We start from the raw sequence: 19,591 nt of genomic DNA on the forward strand, positions 1-19,591 counted from the left end.
TCTGAACGCCTCGAAGGATCGGTCAACCGATCGCTCGAATATTTCTTAACTGATCGGCATTAGGCCGATTGGCCCGTTTTTACTCAGGGATGGTATGCCTCGGTAGCATGGATGCCAAAGCGTGGCGAGGTCCGAATCAGATCGAAAACTTTCATTGATGAAAAGTTGTGCTTTACTCTCTTCAGATAAGCCACTCGCCTTGCCTATGAAAGTCACCTCTGATGTGCGCCTGTTGATGAAGGTGCTCTACTACCTGACCCTGATTGCCACAGTGGGCATGGTTGCCTATCTGTTCTGGTTAACTTTTGTCACCATATACAACGGCTTATTGAGTTGACCCCGTTAGTGGTTAGCGAAGGAGCACAAGCTGCCATCCAGAATGTGGTATCTCTACAAACATTTTGCCGGTTTCGGCAGACCAGCCAATTTAGTGGCTTGTTTGGCCGGGCCTTCTGGAAACAATCGCTGTAAATAGCGGCTGTTGCCTTTCTCCGGACCATAGGTTTTTTCCATTGCCTTGACCAGTGCGCGGATCGCGGGGCTGGTATTAAACTCTTGATAGAAGGCACGCACAAAACGCACCACTTCCCAATGGGCGTCGGTCATTTCAATGCCTTCGCGTTGTGCTAAATGCAGGGCCAGTGCTTCGTCCCAATCCTGGTTGTTTAATAAGTATCCGGCTTTATCGACCAGGATAGTGCGGCCGTTAAATTCTATTGATTGTTCCATTACCAGCTAATTACGTTGTCAAATTTAAGGGTGAGGGTCACCAATTCAGGGTAACCAATAACATGAACCTGCTCCGGAGCGCTGATGCCACGAGCCTCTATATCCTCCTTCAAGGCATAAAGCGATGAAACTGAGGTCATCGGGTTGTACCAGGCTTGTTCTTGCCCTCTGAGGGCATACACGGCGTCCTGCATAAGCACTATGCCATCTTGCTCAGTTACTCTGCCCAAACACTGGCAGAGGCTTTGGTCTGAAAAGGGGCTGGCACGTAACAAATGCAGGATCATTAAAAACTCACTATATGGTTAAAGCTGGCTAATGCTTCCCGCAGCGCGTCGGGTGCTAGTACTTGCACTGGTATACAGAGATCGGCTTGAGTTAACCCTCTGGCCTGCAGGCTTTGCTGGCAAACGACTAAGGTATCGATGTCGTAGAACTCCAGGGCGGCGAAGGTTTTGCTGTAGTTTTTGCGTAATACAGCGTCAGGCTTTTGACCGGTAAGTAACTGAAATACACCGTCATCTAAAAAAAATAAGCCAACGTCCTGTCCAAAACTTCCGGCTACCAACGTCATATCCAGTGCTTCCTGGCCTTGACTATGGCCGTGAGGGGCTGTTCGGTTAATAATGGCGATTCGTTTGCTTGTCATCAGAATTGTACCACCCGATCAACATCCAGCATCTCCATAAACTGGCCTAAACCGCTGGCGGTCATAGGGGGCTGAATATTGTGGCCGCTATAACCTTGTTCCTGACTATCTTGTTCGGATAGCAATCCTCGCCTGGCGGCGGCGGTGCTGCATACATGAAGTTCCACACCCTGTGCCTTTAACGCCCGCCATGCAACGGACAGATTCAGTTCATCAGCGGGAGGTGTAAGCCAGGCACTGGCATTGTTAACGCCAGCTTGATAGAAAAATACCCCTTTAACACTGTGTCCTAGTGCCAGTGCGGCCTGGATAAACTTAAGGGCGCTGTTACTGCCCTGAGTATCAAAAGGAGCTGAGGTTACTAGAATGGAAAATGTCGCCATAGATAAAAAAAACGCCCTGCTTGGCAGGGCGTTAGTGTATCAGTCGTCTCCGCCGAACGCACCAAGCAGATGCAGGATGGAGGTGAACAAATTGTAGATGCTGAGGTACAGACTCACGGTTGCACGAATGTAGTTGGTTTCGCCACCGTTAATGATACGGCTGGTATCAAACAGAATAAAACCAGACATAATCAGCACGATACCTGCACTGATGGCCAGACTCATGGCCGGAATTTGCAGGAAAATATTCGCAATCGCTGCAACTAACGCCACGATCATACCGATCATCAGGAAACCACCCATAAAGGAGAAGTCTTTTTTGGTGGTCAAAGCGTATGCTGACAAACCAAAGAAAACCAGGGCGGTTGCACCGAATGCCTGCATAATTAGCTCTGGACCGTTTTGCAAACCGGCATAGTAATTCAGGGTGAAGCCAAGCGAACCACCGAGTAAACCGGTAAACGCAAACACCCAGAAAATACCAGATGCGGTGTCAGCTTTTTTGTTAACGACAAACAGCAGCACCAAGGCGCCGATGTTCATGCCAATGGCAGCCAATGGGGAAATACCCACGGCCATGGTCAAGCCTGCACACACAGCACTGAAGACCAAGGTCATGGCCAGCAACGTATAAGTGTTGCGCAGTACTTTGTTTGTCTCCAATACCGAGGCTTGTGACGAACTGCTATAAAGGGTTCTCTGATCCATTTATCACTCCGAAGTTAAACCAGTTAAACACTAGCTGATTTCTTTGGCTATTTTTATGGGCTTTAGTTCCATTTTCAAGGAATTCCGCTTGTAGTGGTGTCGGTTTGCGCCAAATTGCTGTTTATTAGAGCAATCTGCTCAAACTGTCATCATTCAGTAATTTAAAGAAAAAATACCCTTTACAAGGCGCAAAAAGCTCATTAGTATGCACGCCACTTCACGGAGAGCTGGCAGAGCTCGGTTGAATGCACCTGACTTGAAATCAGGCGAAGGGTTAAACCTTCCGGGGGTTCGAATCCCTCGCTCTCCGCCATATTAAAGAAAACGGCCCTGTTCGAAAGAACCGGGCCGTTTTCTTTTGTGCTGTGTTTTGTCATCCCTCGCGTAGTCAGATAATTGTTCTCTATGCGTCTATTGGGTGGCGATGGCCTCGCTATGCTTGGCCTGGTGGTTGAAGAAGCGCGCAGACGCGAGGAGCCTTTTGTCTGGCTTGATGCGCTATAAGCAGTAATATTCAAGGGATGCGGTTGTACACCCGAGAAGGGACTGCACTGCTGGGCGAGTAGCCTTTTCAAACAGATATCCGCGATATCGGTATGAAAGTGATGGCACTCGCCCTTTAACGCCTCGGCACCTGAACTTGCCTATAATCTTTTTAATTCCATTTAATGCGCGAATCGGGAGGGTAAATGCACCGGCATGGAATGGCTATCGGGCTGGAGCGACATGACGAACACGTGTTTCTGACATTAAGGCTATGGGGAAAACTAACCCACAGTGATTATCAACTGCTGACTCCTATGTTAGAGCAGGCTATAGGGGGCCTGACTAAACCCAGGATTAACGCATTAGTGGATGCCAGGGACTTTCAAGGATGGGAGCTCAGAGCAGCATGGGATGACTTCAAGCTGGGCATGAAACACGGCAGTGCGTTTCATCGTATCGCTGTGGTGGGCCACAATCCAATGCAAGGCTTTGTGACCCGGCTAGGGGGCTGGTTTATTGAGGGACAGGCCCGTTACTTTGAAAACGAAGGCGACGCCTTAGCCTGGTTACTCGAAGGCTAGTACAGCCTTCGAGTTATAACAGGTTACGCGTTACCATCTTGTTGTTTGGATTGTCCTTTAACCCGCTCCCTGAGTCGTTGCACCTGCGCGTAAAACAAAGGAATAAGCAACGTGCCAAGCAGGGTGGCCGCTATCATACCAGATAGCACAGTCAAACCGAGTGACACGCGACTGGCGGCACCCGCGCCACTGGCAAAGACCAAAGGCAGGACGCCCAAAATAAAGGACAGGGCGGTCATCAATACGGCCCTAAATCTCAGCCTCGCTGCGTTTAACGCGGCCCCGAAGATACTCTCGCCCTGAGCCCGCTGTTCCATGGCAAATTCCACTATCAAAATGGCGGTTTTAGTGGACAGGCCGATAAGCAGAATCAATCCGACCTGAGCGTAAATATTGTTGGCCAGTCCCACGCTGAAAAGACCCAGCATTGCCCCAAACAGGGCCAGGGGCACAGCGGCAATCACCGAGAAGGGGATACTCCAGCTTTCATATTGGGCAACCAGAAACAGGTAAACAAACAATACCGCCAGACCAAATAAAATGGGTGCCATATTGCCAGCTTCCATTTCCTGTTTAGACTGTCCTGCCCATTCGTAGGTGTAGCCTGTTGGTAGGGCTTCTGCCAGCTCTTGCATAGTGGCAATCGCCTGCCCACTGGAGTAGCCCTCACTGGCCTGTCCGCTGACACTGGCACTGCGGTATAGGTTAAAATGTTGGATGCTGGTTGGCCCTAAGATGGGTTGTAGTGACGCCAAGGTGGTCAGAGGCACCATATCGCCCTGAGCATTTCGCACATAATAGTGTTGTAAATCTGAGGCCTGAGTACGGTAGGCAGCATCAGCTTGCATCATGACCTGATAGGTTCGGCCGAATTGGTTGAAATCGTTAATGTATAAAGAACCAAGCTGGGCCTGCAGAGTCAGGAAAATATCATTCAGTGCCACCCCTTGAGCCTTGGCTTTGTTGCGGTCTATTTCCAGCAAATATTGCGGCACATTGGCCCTGTAGGTGCTGAATACCCGGGTAAGCTCGGGGCGTTGATTGGCTTCAAAAATAAGGCCGTTCATCACTTGCGCTAGGGCAACCGGGTCGCGACCTTCGCTGTCTTGCAAACGGAACTCAAAACCTGAACTGGCCCCCAGGCCAGGAATAGGGGGTGGGTTAAACACCATGATCTGTGCATCGGGTAAGGTCCAAAGCTGTCCCATGAGTCTTGGAATCAACTGCTGCAGTCCCAACGCAGGGTCTTCACGCTCTTCCCAGTCCTTGAGTACCACAATGCCCAGGCCATTATTAGAGGCTGCGCCACCTAACAGGGAGATGCCTGAAACGGCGATAAAGTCGCTGACCGCCGGGTCGTTGCGTACTATGTCGTCGATCTTATGCATAACATCTAAGGTGCGGTTGCTGGCTGCGGCGTCTGGCAATTGCACATCAACAAATACAAAGCCCTGATCTTCGCCAGGCACAAAAGCCGTTGGTACAGTCTTCACCAGCCACAAAGTGGCGCCAAACAACAGCAGCGCGACCAGGCTCATACGACCTGCACGTTTCAATATGTGGCCTACCAGCCCCTGGTAATGATGAGTGCTGGATAAAATACCGCGCTCAAAAAAGGCCAGCCAGCGTACCGGCCGCATATCTTTGTGTAGTAGCAAAGAGCACAAGGCTGGGCTTAAGGTCAGGGCGTTGATAGAGGAAATCAGCACGGCACAGGAGATAGTGACGGAAAACTGCTTATAGAGTTCGCCGGTGATGCCGGGCATAAACCCTACTGGTACAAACACAGCCAGCAGCACCAGTGTGGTGGCAATAATAGGGCCGGTAACTTGCTGCATGGCTTTGGCCACGGCGTCTTTAACCGCTAGCTGCTCTTCTTTTAAAATGCGTTCAACATTCTCAATGACTATGATGGCATCGTCGACCACTATGCCTATTGCCAGCACCAGGCCAAACAGGGTGATAGTGTTAATGCTGTAGCCCAACGCCAGCATGCAGGCAAAGGTGCCAATCAGCGAAACCGGAATGGCAATAGAAGGGATCAGCGTCGCCCGCCAGTTTTGCAAAAACAAAAAAACCACCAGAATCACCAGAGCCACCGCCTCAAACAGCGTGGCGATCACCTCTTCAATAGAGCGCTCGATAAACTCTGTGCTGTCAAAGGGGATAGAGTAGTGCAGACCTTGCGGGAAAGATTGGCTCAGCTCATCCATCCTCGCTTTTACCAATGCCGCCACTTCGGTGGCATTGGCTTCAGAGAGTTGGTAGATCACCAAAAAGGCGGTGTCCTGCTGATTAAGTTTGGCTTCAATGGCGTAGTCTTTTGAACCCAGCTCTATTCTCGCGATATCGCGCAGGCGCACAAAGTTGCCGTTGGGGTTTGATCTGATAATAGTTTGACCAAACTCTTCCGGGCTTTGCAATCGGCCCCTGGCCTGAATGGCATATTCAAATTGTTGCCCCGCCGGGACAGGGGCAGCGCCCAACTTTCCGGCAGCCACTATGGTATTTTGTTCGCCCAGGGCCTGACGAATATCACTCACGGTAATGCCCAGTGAGGTCATTTTGTCAGGGTTTAGCCAGATACGCATGGAATAGGTTTTCTCACCCATAACCGTGGCCGCCGCCACGCCTTTGAGACGGCCTAAGGGTTCGGTCAGATAATTGGTGGCGTAATTGGAGAGAAAGATGGCATCCAGCTCCGGGCTATCTGAGTATAACGTCACCCCCATCAACATGTTGCTGGACTGCTTCTTCACTGAGACGCCCTGACGCTTAACTTCTTCGGGTAACCCGGCTTCGGCCAGCGCCACCCGGTTTTGTACATTCACCTGGGCAATATCGGTATCTGTACCGACTTTAAAGTAAACCGTAATGTTGGCTGTACCGTTATTCGAGGCGGTGGACTCCATATACATCATGTTTTCCACCCCATTGACCTTTTCTTCAATGGGCCTGATGACCGACTCTTCCACTATCTGTGCGGAGGCGCCCGGGTAAACCGCATTGATTTGTACCTGTGGCGGCGTGATCTGCGGATACATATTGACCGGCAGTTGGGTCAGGGCAATTAAACCCGCCAGGGTAATAACAATGGAAATAACCAGCGCAAATTTGGGCCGGTAAATAAAGATTTTACTGATCATCGGCCGGCCTTATAGATTATCGCTGACAACACCCGTGATAGGGTCAACGCGTTTCATCACACTTTGTACTTGAATACCGGGCCTGACTTTTTGCAGCCCTTCAATAATCACCTGATCACCGGCATTGAGGCCGGACTCTACTGCCCACATAGCGTGGATTCGACGGCCAAGCGTCACCGGGCGACGGCTGACTTCCTGATTACTGTCCACCACCAACACAAACTTGCCTTGCTGGCTGTCTTGTACTGCCGCTTGAGGCACCATAGCCAACTGACTTTTGTCCTTGCTTTCCACCATCAAGGTAACAAACAGGCCCGGCATCACAATTTGGTCGGGGTTGGCGAAAAACGCACGTAGTTCAACGGTGCCGGTACTCTGGTCAATCTTGGTGTCGGCAAAATCCAGCGTACCGCTTTGTGCATATTCAGTGTTGTTGGGAAGCCGTAATCTCAGTTCGAAAGGGGCCTGGTCAGGCGACTGCTGAGCCTGGCTGTTGCGCTGGCGGTAGCTGATGTAATCGGCTTCTTCGACCTGGAAGCTGACATAAATAGGATCGATGGCTGTCAGACTGGCCAGTGGACCGCTTTGCGGACCCACCACATTGCCGGTACTGTACGCCACTTTGCCTATCAGGCCAGAGAAGGGCGCCCGAATTTCGGTATAGCCCAAGTTAAGCTTGGCTTTTTCCAATGCGGCTTTAGCAGCTTCCACCCCGGCATTGGCCTGAGACGCCATGGTGGTTAACTTATCTAAATCAGACTGAGAGATATAGCCCTGGCCCGCTACTTCCTTACCGCGTTTCAGGTCACGTTCCGCGCCTTCGGCGGCGGCAATCCTACTGCTTAAGTCCGCTTCGGCCTGGGCAACGCCGGATTGATATTCTGCAGGGTCAATACGCAGGAGCAGGCGCCCTTGCTCAACAAAGCTGCCTTCATTGAAATTGCGTTCAACCAATTCACCGGCGACCCGGGCCACCAATTCTACTTCCTGATAGGCTTCGGTTCGGGCAACAAACTCACGATAGTTACCTACTTCCTGAACCTCAATGTAATAAACGCTCACCGAGGGGGGCGGGGCGGTGGCAGGCGCCGAAGGTTGCTTGTTACAACCGCTGAGAAACAGGGCAAAAAGGAAAAAGGACGAGCAGGATAAACGAAAGCGCAAACACTTCATGGGCAATCTCCCCGGTATACATGACCGATGGCTTGTTATTGTTGCAGCCGTCATGCTAAGACGGGAACAGTTACAATACTAGAAGCGATTGCTAAAAAGTGAAAGAAACCAAGGTATTGGCTTGGATTAGCGCGGTATAGGAAATTGTGGATAATCCTGCTGGCTAGGCGCCCCGGTCAGGCGGTTAAGTAGTTGCCGCTGGTTGGCCAGTAGGCGACCAGCGCGTTCGTTCATCATACTGCATACGCTGGATTTCATCGCCAGTTCTTCCAGCAAACGGGCTGTGGCTTCTTTAAGGGGAGAGGGCAGGCGTTCTTTCAGGTGTTGTGCGCCCGCTTTATCCGGCGTGAGTCCAAGTTCCTGCAGGTATTGTTCACGGTGCTCATTAGAACGACGCAGCGTTTCAAGGGTTGCCAGAATGTCCTGATTCAGATGTGTCAGCTGTGAGCTCTCTCGACGGCTTAGCAGCTCATACTGCTTTTCCTGGGCATAAATAAGCTGATTTAGATTTGCCAGGTCATCTCGTAAGCTGGCAATAAAGCCTTTGACACTGTTAATGCTCATGATCTGTGCATGTCCAATAAGGCGTCGATTAAACGCGCTTCGTCCAGCACCAGCTCACCATTAGCAATGGCATCACGCATCTGCTGTACTTTCTGCATATCTACGCCGTCGTGCTCCGCTAACGCCGAGAAGGCTTGTGAGGCAGATTTACTGGTATCACTGACCGAAGTGGACGCTTGATTGTTCACCTGGCGTTGTAATCCTGGTTGCTGCTGCTCAGAGGCAGTCTGTTTTACCTGCTGCTGAAGCTTGTCCACCGGCAGCGCTGGCTGGCTTTGTATTTTCATGTTGTTGCTCACTATTTCGCTCTACTTATCCCAGGCGACCAGATGTTGGAAAATCTTTAATGTTTTTTTATCTGTGTTTCCACCAGACCATTTTCCAGCGCTATACCATCTACCGTCTGGCCGGATGTCAGGTTTTCCACTTTTAATCGTTGACCTACTTTAGCATCTTCCAGCGCTACGGCTCGGGTGCTGGCTTCAAAGCCCATATTTCGTATTATCAAGGTCACCTGATCGCCGCGCTTAATCACATCCGGTGCACTCAATACAGCTAAGGTCAGGACATCCCCTTGTTGTATACGACGCTTAACTGTCATGCCTAGCACGTTATCAGCACTGAGTACGGGGGCCTGAGACAGACTGCCAAGGTCACGACTGGCCGTGTTTAGCATATCCGCAGACAGTGTTTCATCACGCAGCAAGGTTCGGCCCGCTACCACAACCGGCATCCACACCGCGATGTTTGCCACCGCACGCCCTTGCCAGCGCGCCGGGGCGGTGCACTCAATGCGGTAACCAACTCGCCCAACAGGTAGCGAGTTGGCATTGGCTCGGCTGAACTGCAAACGATGACAGCTTTGTTCTTTAATACCAGCGGCCATACGCAATGTGATTTGAACCTTTTCAGGTGGATGTGGTGCATCGTTAACGAAGCGCTGAATTTCCGTCTGGATATGTTGTTTTAGTCGGCTTTGTACGTCGTCCGCATAAGAAACGGGCAATAAAAGCATCGCCAGTATTCCACATCCGAACCGGAAGCTAGGGTGTTTCCGTGGCGGAAGTACCGCTTCCGCTTTTGTTGCTGTAATGATCATGTTCCCCATTTATCTTTATGAAAAATAACATTTTTATTTTTTGGCATGAAGCTTGTTTTAGTTCTGCAACCAGATGAACAGGAATAGAACAATCGTGGAACCCTTTGACAAGGCATTAGGTGTACATCCGTTTTCCATGCAACTGAGGCTGAACCGCGCGGAAATTATTGCAAGCAACCTCGCGAATGTCGACACACCCGGATTTAAAGCGCGGGATGTGAATTATGCCGAGGTGATGCGCGATGTTGCCAGCGGGATCTCTGCGGGTACCAAGCCGCGCTTTGATGGTGTAGATGCCGCTACTCAGATGATGTACCGGATTCCCAATCAGGCCTCGGCGGACGGTAACACGGTTGAGCTAAATGTTGAGCAGGCCAACTTTGCCGCCAACAGTATGGACTTTCAAACCAGCCTGACATTCCTGAATATGAAGATTAACGGCCTGCATAAAGCCATTAAGGGAGAGTGATATGTCGTTTAACAGTATTTATGAGGTCAGCGGCAGCGCCATGCGTGCGCAAGTTATGCGCTTGGACACTATCGCTTCTAATTTAGCTAACGCCGATACCGCCGCTGCCAGCAGCGAAGACGCATTTCGTGCCCTTAAGCCGGTTTTTTCCGCCGTCTACCAAGCTGCTCAGCCAGGCTCCGCACTTTCAGCAAAAGTACAAATGCTTGGGGTGGTGGAGTCGTCCAAACAGGTGGAGCAGCGCTATGAGCCGAATAATCCTTTGGCCAATGGCGAAGGCTATGTTTTTTACTCCAACGTCAATGCCCTCGAAGAAATGGCTGACATGATGTCTGCTTCTCGTAGTTACCAGACGTCGGTGGAAGTGATGAGCCGGGTCAACAGTATGCAGCAAAGCATTCTTAAGCTTGGCCAGTAACGGAGACGGTCATGAATGTAAATCAAGCGCAAAATGCCCAAACGGCCCTGCCAACAAGTGAAAACATCGCGGCAAATGGGGGAGCTGATCTGTCCAATATGTTCTTGCAATTGCTGGTTGCGCAAATCAGTCACCAGAATCCCTTGGATCCACTGGATGGCACCCAGTACGTGAGCCAATTGGCAGAGTTCAGTAACGTCGAGTCGCTGCAGAGCATTAAGCAAAGCATGACGGACAATGTCAGTTATCTGGATAGTTTGATGGTCTTGGAAGCCACGTCACTGGTGGGCACAAATGTGAATGTGAAAAGTGACACCCTGGCACTGGAACAAGCCGGGGATATCAAAGGCCAGGTGAATCTGCCGATGGAGGCGGAAAAGGTAGTAGTGCAGCTTTATGACCGTGACGGCAATCTGGTGGAAGAGCAGGAAATGGCATACAGCGGCGTCGGCTCGCTGGGCTTCGCGTTTAACGATCAAAACGCCGGTGCCTATCAGGTGCGCGCCCATGCGGTAATTAATGGCACGCCTCGCAGCCTGGATACCTGGCTGGAAGGTCAGGTTGAGCGTATTTCGGTGGGAAGTTCAGCGGAAGACATTTTGCTGCAAGTCAATGGTCTGGGCAATTTTGCCTTAGCTGATATCAATCAAATGGCCGCCCGGGCCTAGCAACAAGGAATATCTGTATGTCCATGTTTCAAATTGGCTTAAGTGGCCTGAAAAGTACCCAATCGGCACTGGAAGTGACCAGTAACAATATTGCCAACTCGTCTACCTCTGGCTTTAAAACCGGTAGTGCGGAATTTGCTTCAGTTTATAACGGCGGTCAGCGTGGTGGCGTTACGGTATCTGATATCAAAGAAGACTTCAGTACTAATGGTAATTTGGTCAGAACGGGTAAAGAGCTTGACCTGGCTATTACCGGTAAGGGCTTTTTCACCGTATCCCATAATGGTCGTGTGGCTTATACCCAGGCCGGCCAATTTAGTTTGGATGATGATCTGAATATTGTGGCCGCCAATGGCGCTAAACTTCAGGGCTACGGCATTGATGACCAACCAGATCCTAATTTGATCCCGGGTGTGATGACAGACCTGAAAGTGGAGGGCAGTAATATGGCTGCCGAGGCGAGTACCAACATTAGCTTTGCCGGTAACCTCAGCTCTGCCAGCGACGCTATTCCTTATCCGGTCGCCCCGGCGACTTTCGACCCCAGTAACGGGTCGGCCTATAACTTTTCGCAGTCTACCGAAATTTTTGACTCTCTGGGTAACAGCCATGTACTGACCCAGTACTTCAATCATACCGGTGCTAATGCTTGGAATGTCATGTATTTCGTGGATGGCAAACCTTTAAGTGCGGCCCAGTTAGCCGGTACGCCTGGCACTGTGGGTAACCAGGATGTTGATGTTAACGGGGCCACTGTTAGTGCCGGTGTCGTGTCGGTCACATTTGATGCCGAAGGTCAGATGCAACCTCTTGATCCTGGCTTTGTTGTTCCAGGTGGTGGTGTACCGGATAACAATAAAATTGACCCTTACAACCAGCGTAAGGTGCAACTGAATTTCAATCCGTTGGATGAAAGTGGTAACCCCAATGGTGCAGCTCCGGTAAACATCAGCTTGGATATGACCACCACTACCCAGTTTGGGAGTGGTTTTGCCATGTATAAAAATGATGCCAATGGTTATACCGCCGGCGAGTTTTCCGGTGTTTCTGTGGCCGAAGACGGCAAAGTCTACGCCACTTTTACTAACGGCGAGTCAAAGCTGCAAGGTCAGGTAGTGTTAGCCTCCTTTGCTAATGTCAACGGGCTGGAGCCGGGGGATAACTCGGTCTGGTATCAAACCTCTGCGTCCGGTGACGCCTTATATGGCGCGCCAGGTACTGGCACGGGTGGTGATTTACTGTCCGGCTCTTATATGGGCTCTAACGTTAATATCAGTGAACAGCTGGTGGATCTGATGTCATTCCAACAGAACTACCAGGCCAATGCTAAAAGCATCAGCAGCGCCGACGAGATGATGCAAATCCTGTTTAACGCGACCTGAGGGTAGGGCGATGGAACGATTGCTATATACCGCGGTATCCGGTGCTGAGCTCAATAACACGGCGCTGAGGGTAACGGCTAATAACCTGGCCAATATCAGCACCCCCGGCTTTAAGGCTGACCTTGAACAGGCTCAAGCCATGATGGTCAGTGGCGACGGCTATCGCACCCGGTACCAGGCGCAAATGCTGCCGGTCACTACAGACCTGTCCGAAGGGGCCATTATGGAAACCGGCCGTGATCTGGATATTGCCATCGGCCGTGGTGGCTATTTGGCGGTAACGGATGCCCAGGGCGAGGAAGCCTATACCCGTGCAGGCAGCTTACAGGTGGACAGTGAAGGTTTTGTCACCGTCAATGGCTATCGGGTGCGTGACGATGGTGCAGAGATTCAGCTGCCCGAATTTGGCGATATAGATGTCGGTGCGGATGGCACCCTCAATATTGTGCCGGTTGGCGGCGGTTTGATTGCCCAGGAGGCCAGGATCAAATTGGTCAGCAGTGAAGGGCAATTAATCAAAGGCTTGGATGGACTGCTACGGGATGCCGATGAGCAAGCGCTGGCGCGGGATGAAACTATCACTGTGCGCAGCGGCGCACTGGAAGGTTCAAACGTGAATGCGGTAGAACAAATGGTGAAGACCATGAACATCAGCCGTCAGTTTGAAATTAACGTAAAAATGATGAAAACCGCCGATGAGCTGGCTGTGGCCGGTAATAAATTGGTGGGTGGCCAGGGGTAAGGAGAGAAGTAAATGAATTCAGCACTGTGGGTAAGTAAAACCGGGCTGGCAGCGCAGGATCTGCGCATGACCACTATTTCCAATAACCTGGCCAACGTGAGTACCGTGGGCTTTAAAAAAGATCGCGCGGTATTTGAAGATCTGTTTTACCAAATTCAGCGCCAGCCTGGCACGCAGGCCGATGAACTGAACCAGGTGCCTTCTGGTATCCAGGTGGGCACTGGGGTGCGTATCAATGGTACCCAAAAGCAGTTCACCGAAGGGGTGTTTGAAACCACCAGTAACCAGTTGGATGTGGCGATAGCCGGTCAGGGTTTCTTCCAGATTGAAAGTCCGGATGGCGAAATCTTATATAGCCGTAACGGCCAGTTTCAACTGAATGCAGAATCCTTACTGGTCAATGGCAATGGTTTACCTCTGCTACAGAATATCGCGATTCCAGAAAATACCACTAAGGTTGCCATTGGCCGAGATGGCACAGTAACGGCCGTGGTGGCAGGTGATGCTGCGCCTGTTGAATTGGGGCAAATTACCACAGTCAATTTTGTTAATCCGGCCGGACTGGAAGCCTTAGGTGGCAACTTGTACCGCGCAACCGCCGCCTCGGGTGAGCCGGCGGAAGGGATCCCGGGTGAGGACGCGCTGGGTGAACTACAGCAATTTACCGTGGAAGGCTCCAATGTCAGCGTAGTGGATGAAATGGTTAGCATGATTGCGGTCCAGCGCGCCTATGAAATGAATGCCAAGGTTGTGTCGGCTGCAGACGAAATGCTGCGCTTCATTAACCAAAGTGTCTGATCATGAGGGGCGTTAATCTGGCTTTTGCGGCCCTGCTGCTGAGCGGTTGTGCAAGTACCGGGGTGGTATCTGAGTCAACACCGGATAATTATCAGCCACCCAGTGTTAGTTCAGCGCAGCGCTCTGAACGAGGAGAACATCTCGAGCAGCGTCATGGCAGCCTCTACAGCGATAGTTATATGTTTACGCTGTTTGCGGATAAGCGTGCTTACCGTATAGGCGATATTCTTACCGTGGTGCTCAATGAACGTACCTTATCCAGTAAAAGTGCCGACAGTAGTTTGGATAAAAATACGCAGTGGGATCTTGGTATCCCAGTGGCGGGCACTCGGGATGTTAGTGACCTGGCTCTTGAGGTTAAGTCCGGCGTCGGTTTTGATGGTGAGTCCAGTGCCAGTCAGCAGAACTACCTCAGCGGTGCGATTACTGTCCGGGTGACGGATGTGTTACCCAATGGTGCACTGTCTATTATGGGGCGTAAGCAGATCCGACTTAACCAAGGCGATGAATTTATTGAACTGATGGGCGTGGTGCGTCCAGAAGATATTGATGTGGCTAACCGTATTTCATCGCAGCGTATTGCCGATGCAAAAATCAGTTATGAGGGACGGGGTACCCTGGCCTCTGCCTCTGAACCCGGCTGGCTAACCAGTTTGGTTACGCGTTTTTTAAACCCCTTCTAAGGTAAAACCATGCGCAATTCCCGCTTTTTATTTCTGACCGGTTTGCTGTTTGCTGCCATGGACGTTTTTGCGGCGCAGCGGTCATTGTTAGATCTGGTGGATGTACAAGGTGTCCGTGACAACCAACTGGTGGGATACGGTTTAGTGGTGGGATTGCCCGGCTCGGGTGACAAGACGCAGGTGAAGTTTGCCGCCCAGTCACTGAACAATATGCTCAAGCAATTTGGCGTGCAAATGGACGAACGAGATTTACCTAAGTCCAAAAATATCGCTGCTGTTGCCGTACATGCCAGCTTGCCGCCCATGTCCAGTCCAGGCCAAACCATTAATGTCACCGTCAATTCACTGGGGGATGCCAAAAGCCTGCATGGCGGTAGTCTTATGCTTACCCCGTTAAGGGGAGTGGACGGTAAGGTTTATGCGCTGGCCCAAGGTAATCTGGTGGTTGGGGGGATTAATGCCAGCGGTAAAAATGGCTCGTCGGTTACGGTCAACGTGCCTACCTCTGGCATCATTCCCAATGGTGCTATTGTGGAACGGGCCATATTAGATCGCCAGCAGGCCTCTGGCGAAGTGGTGCTTAATTTGAAAGCACCAAACTATCAAACGGCCAGAAATATTGTCAGCGCAGTGAATAAAGTGTTCGGCCCGGATGTGGCGAAAGCGCAAAACTGGGGACAGCTTACCCTCAGTGCTCCCAGAGACCCAAACGACCTCAATACCTTTATGTCAATGTTGCAGGACATCAATGTGGAGCTGGGCAGTAGCAGACCCAAAGTGGTGTTTAACAGCCGTACCGGCACAGTGGTAATGAATGACGCGGTCAGAGTAAAACGGGCAGCAGTCAGTCATGGCAACTTGACGATCACTATTACCGAGACGGAAGGCGCCAGCCAGCCTGCACCCTTTTCCAGGGGGCGCACTGTGCCACTCCAGGCCAGTGATGTCACTGTAGAGGAGCAGCAAGCCAATATGATGTTGTGGCCCGAAGGCACATCGCTGGATGTGATAGTACAAGCGGTCAATGCGCTGGGAGCAACCCCGGCAGAGCTGATGTCGATTCTGGTCGCACTGGATAAAGCCGGTGCACTGGAAGCGGATTTGGTGGTGATTTAGGAAGCGTAGAGATGAAAATAGACAGCACACAGAGCTTAGCCATTGACCCTAATCAATTGCAGCAAATCACCGCTAATATGTCGGACACCGACGGATTGCAAAAAGCCGCAGAACAATTTGAAGCGATTTTCCTGCAACTGGTGTTGAACAGTATGCACAGTGCCAGTGATGTGATGGCCGGTGAGTCGGGGCTGCTGAACAGCCGCGAGATGAAGCACTTTCGCGGTATGCATGATGCTCAGTTAGCCCAATATATGGCAGGCAGCCAGCAACTGGGATTAGCCGAGCATATTGTCCGCCAATTAGGTGAAGGATTGAGCGAAGTGGAAAATAAATTTAAGCAATGGGCAGAACCTGTCGCTTTGTCTCATCAAGGACCGGCGTTTACGCAGTCGCTGCATGCGCCGACAGATGCACTAAAGAGTGATTCATGAGCTTATTATCTAATGCCTTATCCGGGTTAAATGCGGCCAATATAGGCCTGATTGTTGCCGGTCAGAATGTGGCCAATGAGGCTGTGCCTGGCTATAGCCGTCAGGGCGCGAACTATGCCACCGCCACAGGCGCCTTTAACGGGGTCAAGGTGGTGTCGGTTGAGCGCATTGTTGATGGCTTTCTAAATGACGATATATGGCGTACCCAGGCAGATCTAGGTCACTACCAGGGCTTACAGAGCTATGTGAGTTACCTGGAAGAGGTGATGGGCACTGACTCGTTGAATTTTAACGACGCCATTGCTGATATCAGTGCCGCGTTAAATGCCGCCATGACAACCCCAGAATCCTCGGCTTACCGCCAGCAGGTGCTGTCATCTGCCGAAGCCTTGGTCCAGGATTTGGCACAGTTAAATGGCGCCATGCAAGGACAGGTAGAGAAGCTCGGCAAGGAGATGCAGGATCTCAGTAACAATGCCTCAGCGATGTTGGCGCAAATTGCCGAGTTTAACCATAAGATAGCCCAGGCCAAGGCTAATGGTGATGCCACAGCGCAGCTTGAAGATGCCCGTGAGAGCATGCTGACCGAACTGTCTGGCATCATCGGTGTATCGACCCATCTGCGTGAAGACGGCAAACTGGATATCAGTACCTTAAGTGGCGCGCCATTAGTGGTTGGGAGTCAGTTTGCCGAGTTGACGGTCAATGGTACTCAGATTACCGCATCGCTTGGTCAGCAAAGTTTTGTCCTCACCGATAAGGTTGGTGGGCGTCTGGGCGGGCTAATTGCGGCCGATGTCCAGGTGTTGAAGCCCACGGCAACCGAGATGAATCAATTGATCAGTCAGTTGGCGGATGACGTTAATGCTGCGCTCGCACAAGGCTTTGATTTAAATGGCCAGCCTGGCGCGCCGTTATTTACCTATAACCCGGCCGATCCTATGGGCACGTTGCGGTTAGACCCAGCTATCACTCAGGACAAGCTGGCCTTCACCGGCGGTGAGTTTGATGCGGGGGGCAACTGGGTACCAGCGGGAGGCCCCGGCGATAACAGCAATATTGCCAAGCTGGTGGATGCCTTTGGCGGGCAGGGTGAGGGTTATACCAAATTGATTGGCGATCTGGCCATTACCAGCCGGCAGATTAAAAGCAGCACAGATACTGCACAAAAACTTAATGACAACGCCAGATTTGCCCGTGACAGTGTCAGTGGGGTAAATCTGGACGAAGAAGCTGCCAATATTATGCATTTTCAACAGCTGTATCAGGCCAACGCCAAAGTGGTGGCTACCGCCGACCAGTTGTTTAAAACCCTGATGACCATGTTCTAGGAGTGGTTATGCGCGTCAGTACCCATCAGTATCACCTCAACACCTTGCGTAATATTCAGCACGGTGCTGAACAATTTAATGAGTATTCTGTGCAGCTGGCGACCAATAAGCGAATTGCCAGGCCTTCGGATGATCCTCTTGGCACCGTGATGTTGCTCACGCTGGATAGCGAGCTTAAGGCTTTGGACCAGTATAAGAACAATATGGAGTCGGTGCACTTTACCCTGGGTCAGCAGGAAACCCAGTTGTCTAGTATTGTTACCCAACTGTTTTCTCTGCAAGAACTGATGACCACCGCGGCCGATGGCAGCATGGGCGAAGCGGAACTTGCAGCGCTGGGACAGGAGATGGCCGTGCTGTTTCCTGGCATCGTGGATTTATTGAATGCCACCGATGGTAATGGCCGTTACTTTTTCTCGGGTAGTCTGACCGATACCAAGCCCTTTGAAGTCAATGGTGCAGGACAATACCAGTATAACGGCGATGACAACGTGCGTAAGGTGGCGGTGTCGGCCGACTCTCAGGTGGATGCTAATGTTGTTGGCAGTAACTTAGCCCCCAACGCCGATTTTCTGAATGATATGCAAGACTATCTGGCCTTGATTGCTGCCCCTCCGGCGGCGGGCGTTGGCAACGAGTCCAGAGCGATGCTTGGCAGTATCAGCGACTTTCTGGCTACCGTCACCGGTGAAATTACCCGTATCGGTGGCGTACGTGCCTCGTTAGACTCTATTGTGATGGGTAATGAAGATATTGCCCTGTTTACCCAGGGATTACGAGATGACATCAGCGAAGTGGACTATCCATCCACTTATGTAAAGATGAATGAAGCCATGGCGTCCTACGAGTCCACCTTGAAAGTGTACTCCAGTGTGTCCAAGTTATCTCTGTTCTCGATGTTCTAAGCCATGATGCAAGTTCAAAGCACGCAACAAGCACAATCTTTAACCCGGGTTACCGAGAAAACCCTGCAGGGTACTCGTGAAGTTCAGGAGCAGAACACGCAGCCGGCTAAGTCGGCTAAGTCGTTATCGCGTCAGGATAAGCAAGTACAGACCTTGTCGCGTTGGGCCAGCATGGCACAGATTGGGCGTGCACTGGCTGAACAGGAACAATCTGAACGCAGCCTGCGACAGTTGTATGCCGGTTTGGAAAAACTCAGCATGCAATTGCAGCAGGGAAACTCGCTGGTGGCGCAGGCCAGGGTAGAGGAGCTACAACGTCTAGCTAAAGCACCCAATGCCGGGGTAACCACCGAGTTGCAGGCGCAGGGACAACAAAGTGGAAGTTTTGCCCGTCAATTACCGCCAAAAATAGATTGGCTGTCTGTACGTCCTCATGATGAGAAGATCCAATTGTTGATGGGACGTAGCGGTAAAAGTTTGCAGGTTGTGCTTCCCGCCGGGCAAAGTGAGGCACAAAATCTGCGTAGCGTGCAGCAGGCCTTTTCCCCTCATCATATTAATGTGGGTTTAGACAACCAGCAGCGTTTACTGTTTACCGCTTCAAGCGAACATGCCTGGCCATTAAAGGAACCTTGGGTCATGGTGGGTGAAGGGGTGCGCGTGGCCGCAGGTAATCCGGTGTCGGTTAGCCTTCAGGAGCCGGAACATCCGTTGGATGCATTGGCTCGAAGCGTGAAGCAGGAACGCGGTGACGTGCAAGCCCAGCAACAGCAAATTAAGCAAGTGCAGCGACGTATTCGCGATGCGTTGGTGCAAATTAATAGCGAGCGTCAGCAATTAACCGCCCGTTTACAGCAAATTCAGCAACAGCAGCCAGCGGAGCCGTCACTTTCGGACAGCGCAGAGGCATTGCAACAACAAATTACCACACCGCGTCATGCGATTTCCGCGGTGATGGCTCAAGGCAATATCACCCGTAATCTGGTGCAATATAGCCTGGCCGAATAAGGTTGTTAGCAAGGTGATTAATGAGCAGGCTCAGGCCTGCTTTTTTTATGTTTTACGGCCAAATAAAAAAAGTGAAAAATAAATTTTAGTTTTACCCGGCAGTGGACGCCTTTAGTTAT

General features: G+C 51.2%; 24 protein-coding genes and 1 tRNA gene. 15 read left to right on the plus strand and 10 right to left on the minus strand.

Going from position 1 to position 19,591, the window contains the following annotated elements; all coding sequences use genetic code 11:
- Positions 1 to 157 precede the first annotated feature (157 nt).
- Entirely contained in the window at positions 158 to 337 is a 180-nt protein-coding gene (locus tag IEX02_RS10000) for a hypothetical protein (RefSeq protein WP_188694184.1), read from the plus strand.
- A 53-nt stretch (positions 338 to 390) separates the two neighbouring features.
- Here the strand turns inward: IEX02_RS10000 and IEX02_RS10005 are convergent, their stop codons facing one another.
- From IEX02_RS10005 to IEX02_RS10025, 5 genes are read right to left on the minus strand one after another with little or no spacing between them, the layout of a single operon-like run.
- Positions 391 to 729 (minus strand): TusE/DsrC/DsvC family sulfur relay protein, encoded by a 339-nt coding sequence (locus IEX02_RS10005; RefSeq protein ID WP_188694187.1) that lies wholly within the window; start codon positions 727 to 729, stop codon positions 391 to 393.
- Positions 729 to 1,016 carry a sulfurtransferase complex subunit TusB gene (gene tusB / locus IEX02_RS10010; RefSeq protein WP_188694190.1) on the minus strand — a complete coding sequence of 96 codons (288 nt, stop codon included), beginning with the start codon at positions 1,014 to 1,016 and terminating at the stop codon, positions 729 to 731. The genes IEX02_RS10005 and tusB overlap by 1 nt, the downstream gene beginning before the upstream one ends.
- Positions 1,016 to 1,378: a sulfurtransferase complex subunit TusC gene (tusC, locus tag IEX02_RS10015; protein WP_188694192.1), complete on the minus strand. Its 363-nt coding sequence runs from the start codon at positions 1,376 to 1,378 to the stop codon at positions 1,016 to 1,018. The genes tusB and tusC overlap by 1 nt, the downstream gene beginning before the upstream one ends.
- Complete coding sequence (tusD, locus tag IEX02_RS10020; RefSeq protein WP_188694195.1) at positions 1,378 to 1,761, minus strand: sulfurtransferase complex subunit TusD; 384 nt, start codon at positions 1,759 to 1,761, stop codon at positions 1,378 to 1,380. Before tusD ends, tusC begins: the two co-directional genes overlap by 1 nt.
- A 39-nt stretch (positions 1,762 to 1,800) precedes the next feature.
- Positions 1,801 to 2,469 carry a Bax inhibitor-1/YccA family protein gene (locus IEX02_RS10025; RefSeq protein ID WP_188694198.1) on the minus strand — a complete coding sequence of 223 codons (669 nt, stop codon included), beginning with the start codon at positions 2,467 to 2,469 and terminating at the stop codon, positions 1,801 to 1,803.
- 221 nt (positions 2,470 to 2,690) lie between these two features.
- On the opposite strand from IEX02_RS10025, the gene IEX02_RS10030 reads away from it, so the two are divergent.
- Positions 2,691 to 2,782, plus strand: a tRNA-Ser gene (locus tag IEX02_RS10030).
- Positions 2,783 to 3,158: 376 nt separating this feature from the next.
- Positions 3,159 to 3,536: a SpoIIAA family protein gene (locus IEX02_RS10035; RefSeq protein WP_188694201.1), complete on the plus strand. Its 378-nt coding sequence runs from the start codon at positions 3,159 to 3,161 to the stop codon at positions 3,534 to 3,536.
- Positions 3,537 to 3,559: 23 nt separating this feature from the next.
- Here the strand turns inward: IEX02_RS10035 and IEX02_RS10040 are convergent, their stop codons facing one another.
- The 5 genes from IEX02_RS10040 to flgA all read right to left on the minus strand — a co-directional run bounded on the left by IEX02_RS10040 (position 3,560) and on the right by flgA (position 9,434).
- Positions 3,560 to 6,682 (minus strand): efflux RND transporter permease subunit, encoded by a 3,123-nt coding sequence (locus IEX02_RS10040; protein WP_188694204.1) that lies wholly within the window; start codon positions 6,680 to 6,682, stop codon positions 3,560 to 3,562.
- A gap of 9 nt (positions 6,683 to 6,691) precedes the next feature.
- Complete coding sequence (locus tag IEX02_RS10045; protein WP_188694207.1) at positions 6,692 to 7,855, minus strand: efflux RND transporter periplasmic adaptor subunit; 1,164 nt, start codon at positions 7,853 to 7,855, stop codon at positions 6,692 to 6,694.
- A 126-nt stretch (positions 7,856 to 7,981) separates the two neighbouring features.
- Positions 7,982 to 8,419, minus strand: coding sequence for a flagellar export chaperone FlgN (gene flgN, locus IEX02_RS10050; protein WP_188694209.1), 438 nt, complete (start codon positions 8,417 to 8,419; stop codon positions 7,982 to 7,984).
- Positions 8,416 to 8,706 carry a flagellar biosynthesis anti-sigma factor FlgM gene (flgM, locus tag IEX02_RS10055; protein WP_188694212.1) on the minus strand — a complete coding sequence of 97 codons (291 nt, stop codon included), beginning with the start codon at positions 8,704 to 8,706 and terminating at the stop codon, positions 8,416 to 8,418. Before flgM ends, flgN begins: the two co-directional genes overlap by 4 nt.
- A gap of 56 nt (positions 8,707 to 8,762) precedes the next feature.
- A complete protein-coding gene (gene flgA, locus IEX02_RS10060; RefSeq protein WP_188694214.1) occupies positions 8,763 to 9,434 on the minus strand; it encodes a flagellar basal body P-ring formation chaperone FlgA in 672 nt (223 codons plus the stop codon).
- Positions 9,435 to 9,654: 220 nt separating this feature from the next.
- On the opposite strand from flgA, the gene flgB reads away from it, so the two are divergent.
- From flgB to IEX02_RS10120, 12 genes are read left to right on the plus strand one after another with little or no spacing between them, the layout of a single operon-like run.
- The gene (gene flgB / locus IEX02_RS10065; protein ID WP_373285000.1) at positions 9,655 to 9,987 is read left to right on the plus strand and encodes a flagellar basal body rod protein FlgB; all 333 of its coding nucleotides are present in this window, start codon (positions 9,655 to 9,657) and stop codon (positions 9,985 to 9,987) included.
- A 1-nt stretch (position 9,988) separates the two neighbouring features.
- Positions 9,989 to 10,405, plus strand: coding sequence for a flagellar basal body rod protein FlgC (gene flgC, locus IEX02_RS10070; RefSeq protein ID WP_188694218.1), 417 nt, complete (start codon positions 9,989 to 9,991; stop codon positions 10,403 to 10,405).
- Positions 10,406 to 10,416: 11 nt separating this feature from the next.
- Entirely contained in the window at positions 10,417 to 11,073 is a 657-nt protein-coding gene (locus IEX02_RS10075; protein ID WP_188694221.1) for a flagellar hook assembly protein FlgD, read from the plus strand.
- Positions 11,074 to 11,090: 17 nt separating this feature from the next.
- Positions 11,091 to 12,455 carry a flagellar hook protein FlgE gene (locus tag IEX02_RS10080; RefSeq protein WP_188694224.1) on the plus strand — a complete coding sequence of 455 codons (1,365 nt, stop codon included), beginning with the start codon at positions 11,091 to 11,093 and terminating at the stop codon, positions 12,453 to 12,455.
- A gap of 10 nt (positions 12,456 to 12,465) precedes the next feature.
- A complete protein-coding gene (locus IEX02_RS10085; RefSeq protein WP_188694227.1) occupies positions 12,466 to 13,197 on the plus strand; it encodes a flagellar basal body rod protein FlgF in 732 nt (243 codons plus the stop codon).
- A gap of 12 nt (positions 13,198 to 13,209) precedes the next feature.
- A complete protein-coding gene (gene flgG, locus IEX02_RS10090) occupies positions 13,210 to 13,995 on the plus strand; it encodes a flagellar basal-body rod protein FlgG (RefSeq protein ID WP_188694230.1) in 786 nt (261 codons plus the stop codon).
- Positions 13,996 to 13,997: 2 nt separating this feature from the next.
- Positions 13,998 to 14,678 (plus strand): flagellar basal body L-ring protein FlgH, encoded by a 681-nt coding sequence (locus IEX02_RS10095; protein WP_188694234.1) that lies wholly within the window; start codon positions 13,998 to 14,000, stop codon positions 14,676 to 14,678.
- Positions 14,679 to 14,687: 9 nt separating this feature from the next.
- A complete protein-coding gene (locus tag IEX02_RS10100) occupies positions 14,688 to 15,794 on the plus strand; it encodes a flagellar basal body P-ring protein FlgI (RefSeq protein ID WP_188694237.1) in 1,107 nt (368 codons plus the stop codon).
- An 11-nt stretch (positions 15,795 to 15,805) separates the two neighbouring features.
- Complete coding sequence (locus tag IEX02_RS10105) at positions 15,806 to 16,228, plus strand: rod-binding protein (RefSeq protein ID WP_188694240.1); 423 nt, start codon at positions 15,806 to 15,808, stop codon at positions 16,226 to 16,228.
- Positions 16,225 to 17,559 (plus strand): flagellar hook-associated protein FlgK, encoded by a 1,335-nt coding sequence (gene flgK / locus IEX02_RS10110; protein WP_188694243.1) that lies wholly within the window; start codon positions 16,225 to 16,227, stop codon positions 17,557 to 17,559. Before IEX02_RS10105 ends, flgK begins: the two co-directional genes overlap by 4 nt.
- Before the next feature lie 8 nt (positions 17,560 to 17,567).
- Complete coding sequence (gene flgL, locus IEX02_RS10115) at positions 17,568 to 18,464, plus strand: flagellar hook-associated protein FlgL (RefSeq protein WP_188694246.1); 897 nt, start codon at positions 17,568 to 17,570, stop codon at positions 18,462 to 18,464.
- Positions 18,465 to 18,467: 3 nt separating this feature from the next.
- On the plus strand, positions 18,468 to 19,472 hold the full coding sequence (locus tag IEX02_RS10120; RefSeq protein WP_188694248.1) for a hypothetical protein: 1,005 nt from the start codon (positions 18,468 to 18,470) through the stop codon (positions 19,470 to 19,472).
- Positions 19,473 to 19,591: the final 119 nt, after the last annotated feature.

This window comes from Bowmanella pacifica, assembly GCF_014645355.1.
Taxonomy (GTDB): Bacteria; Pseudomonadota; Gammaproteobacteria; order Enterobacterales; family Alteromonadaceae; genus Bowmanella; species Bowmanella pacifica.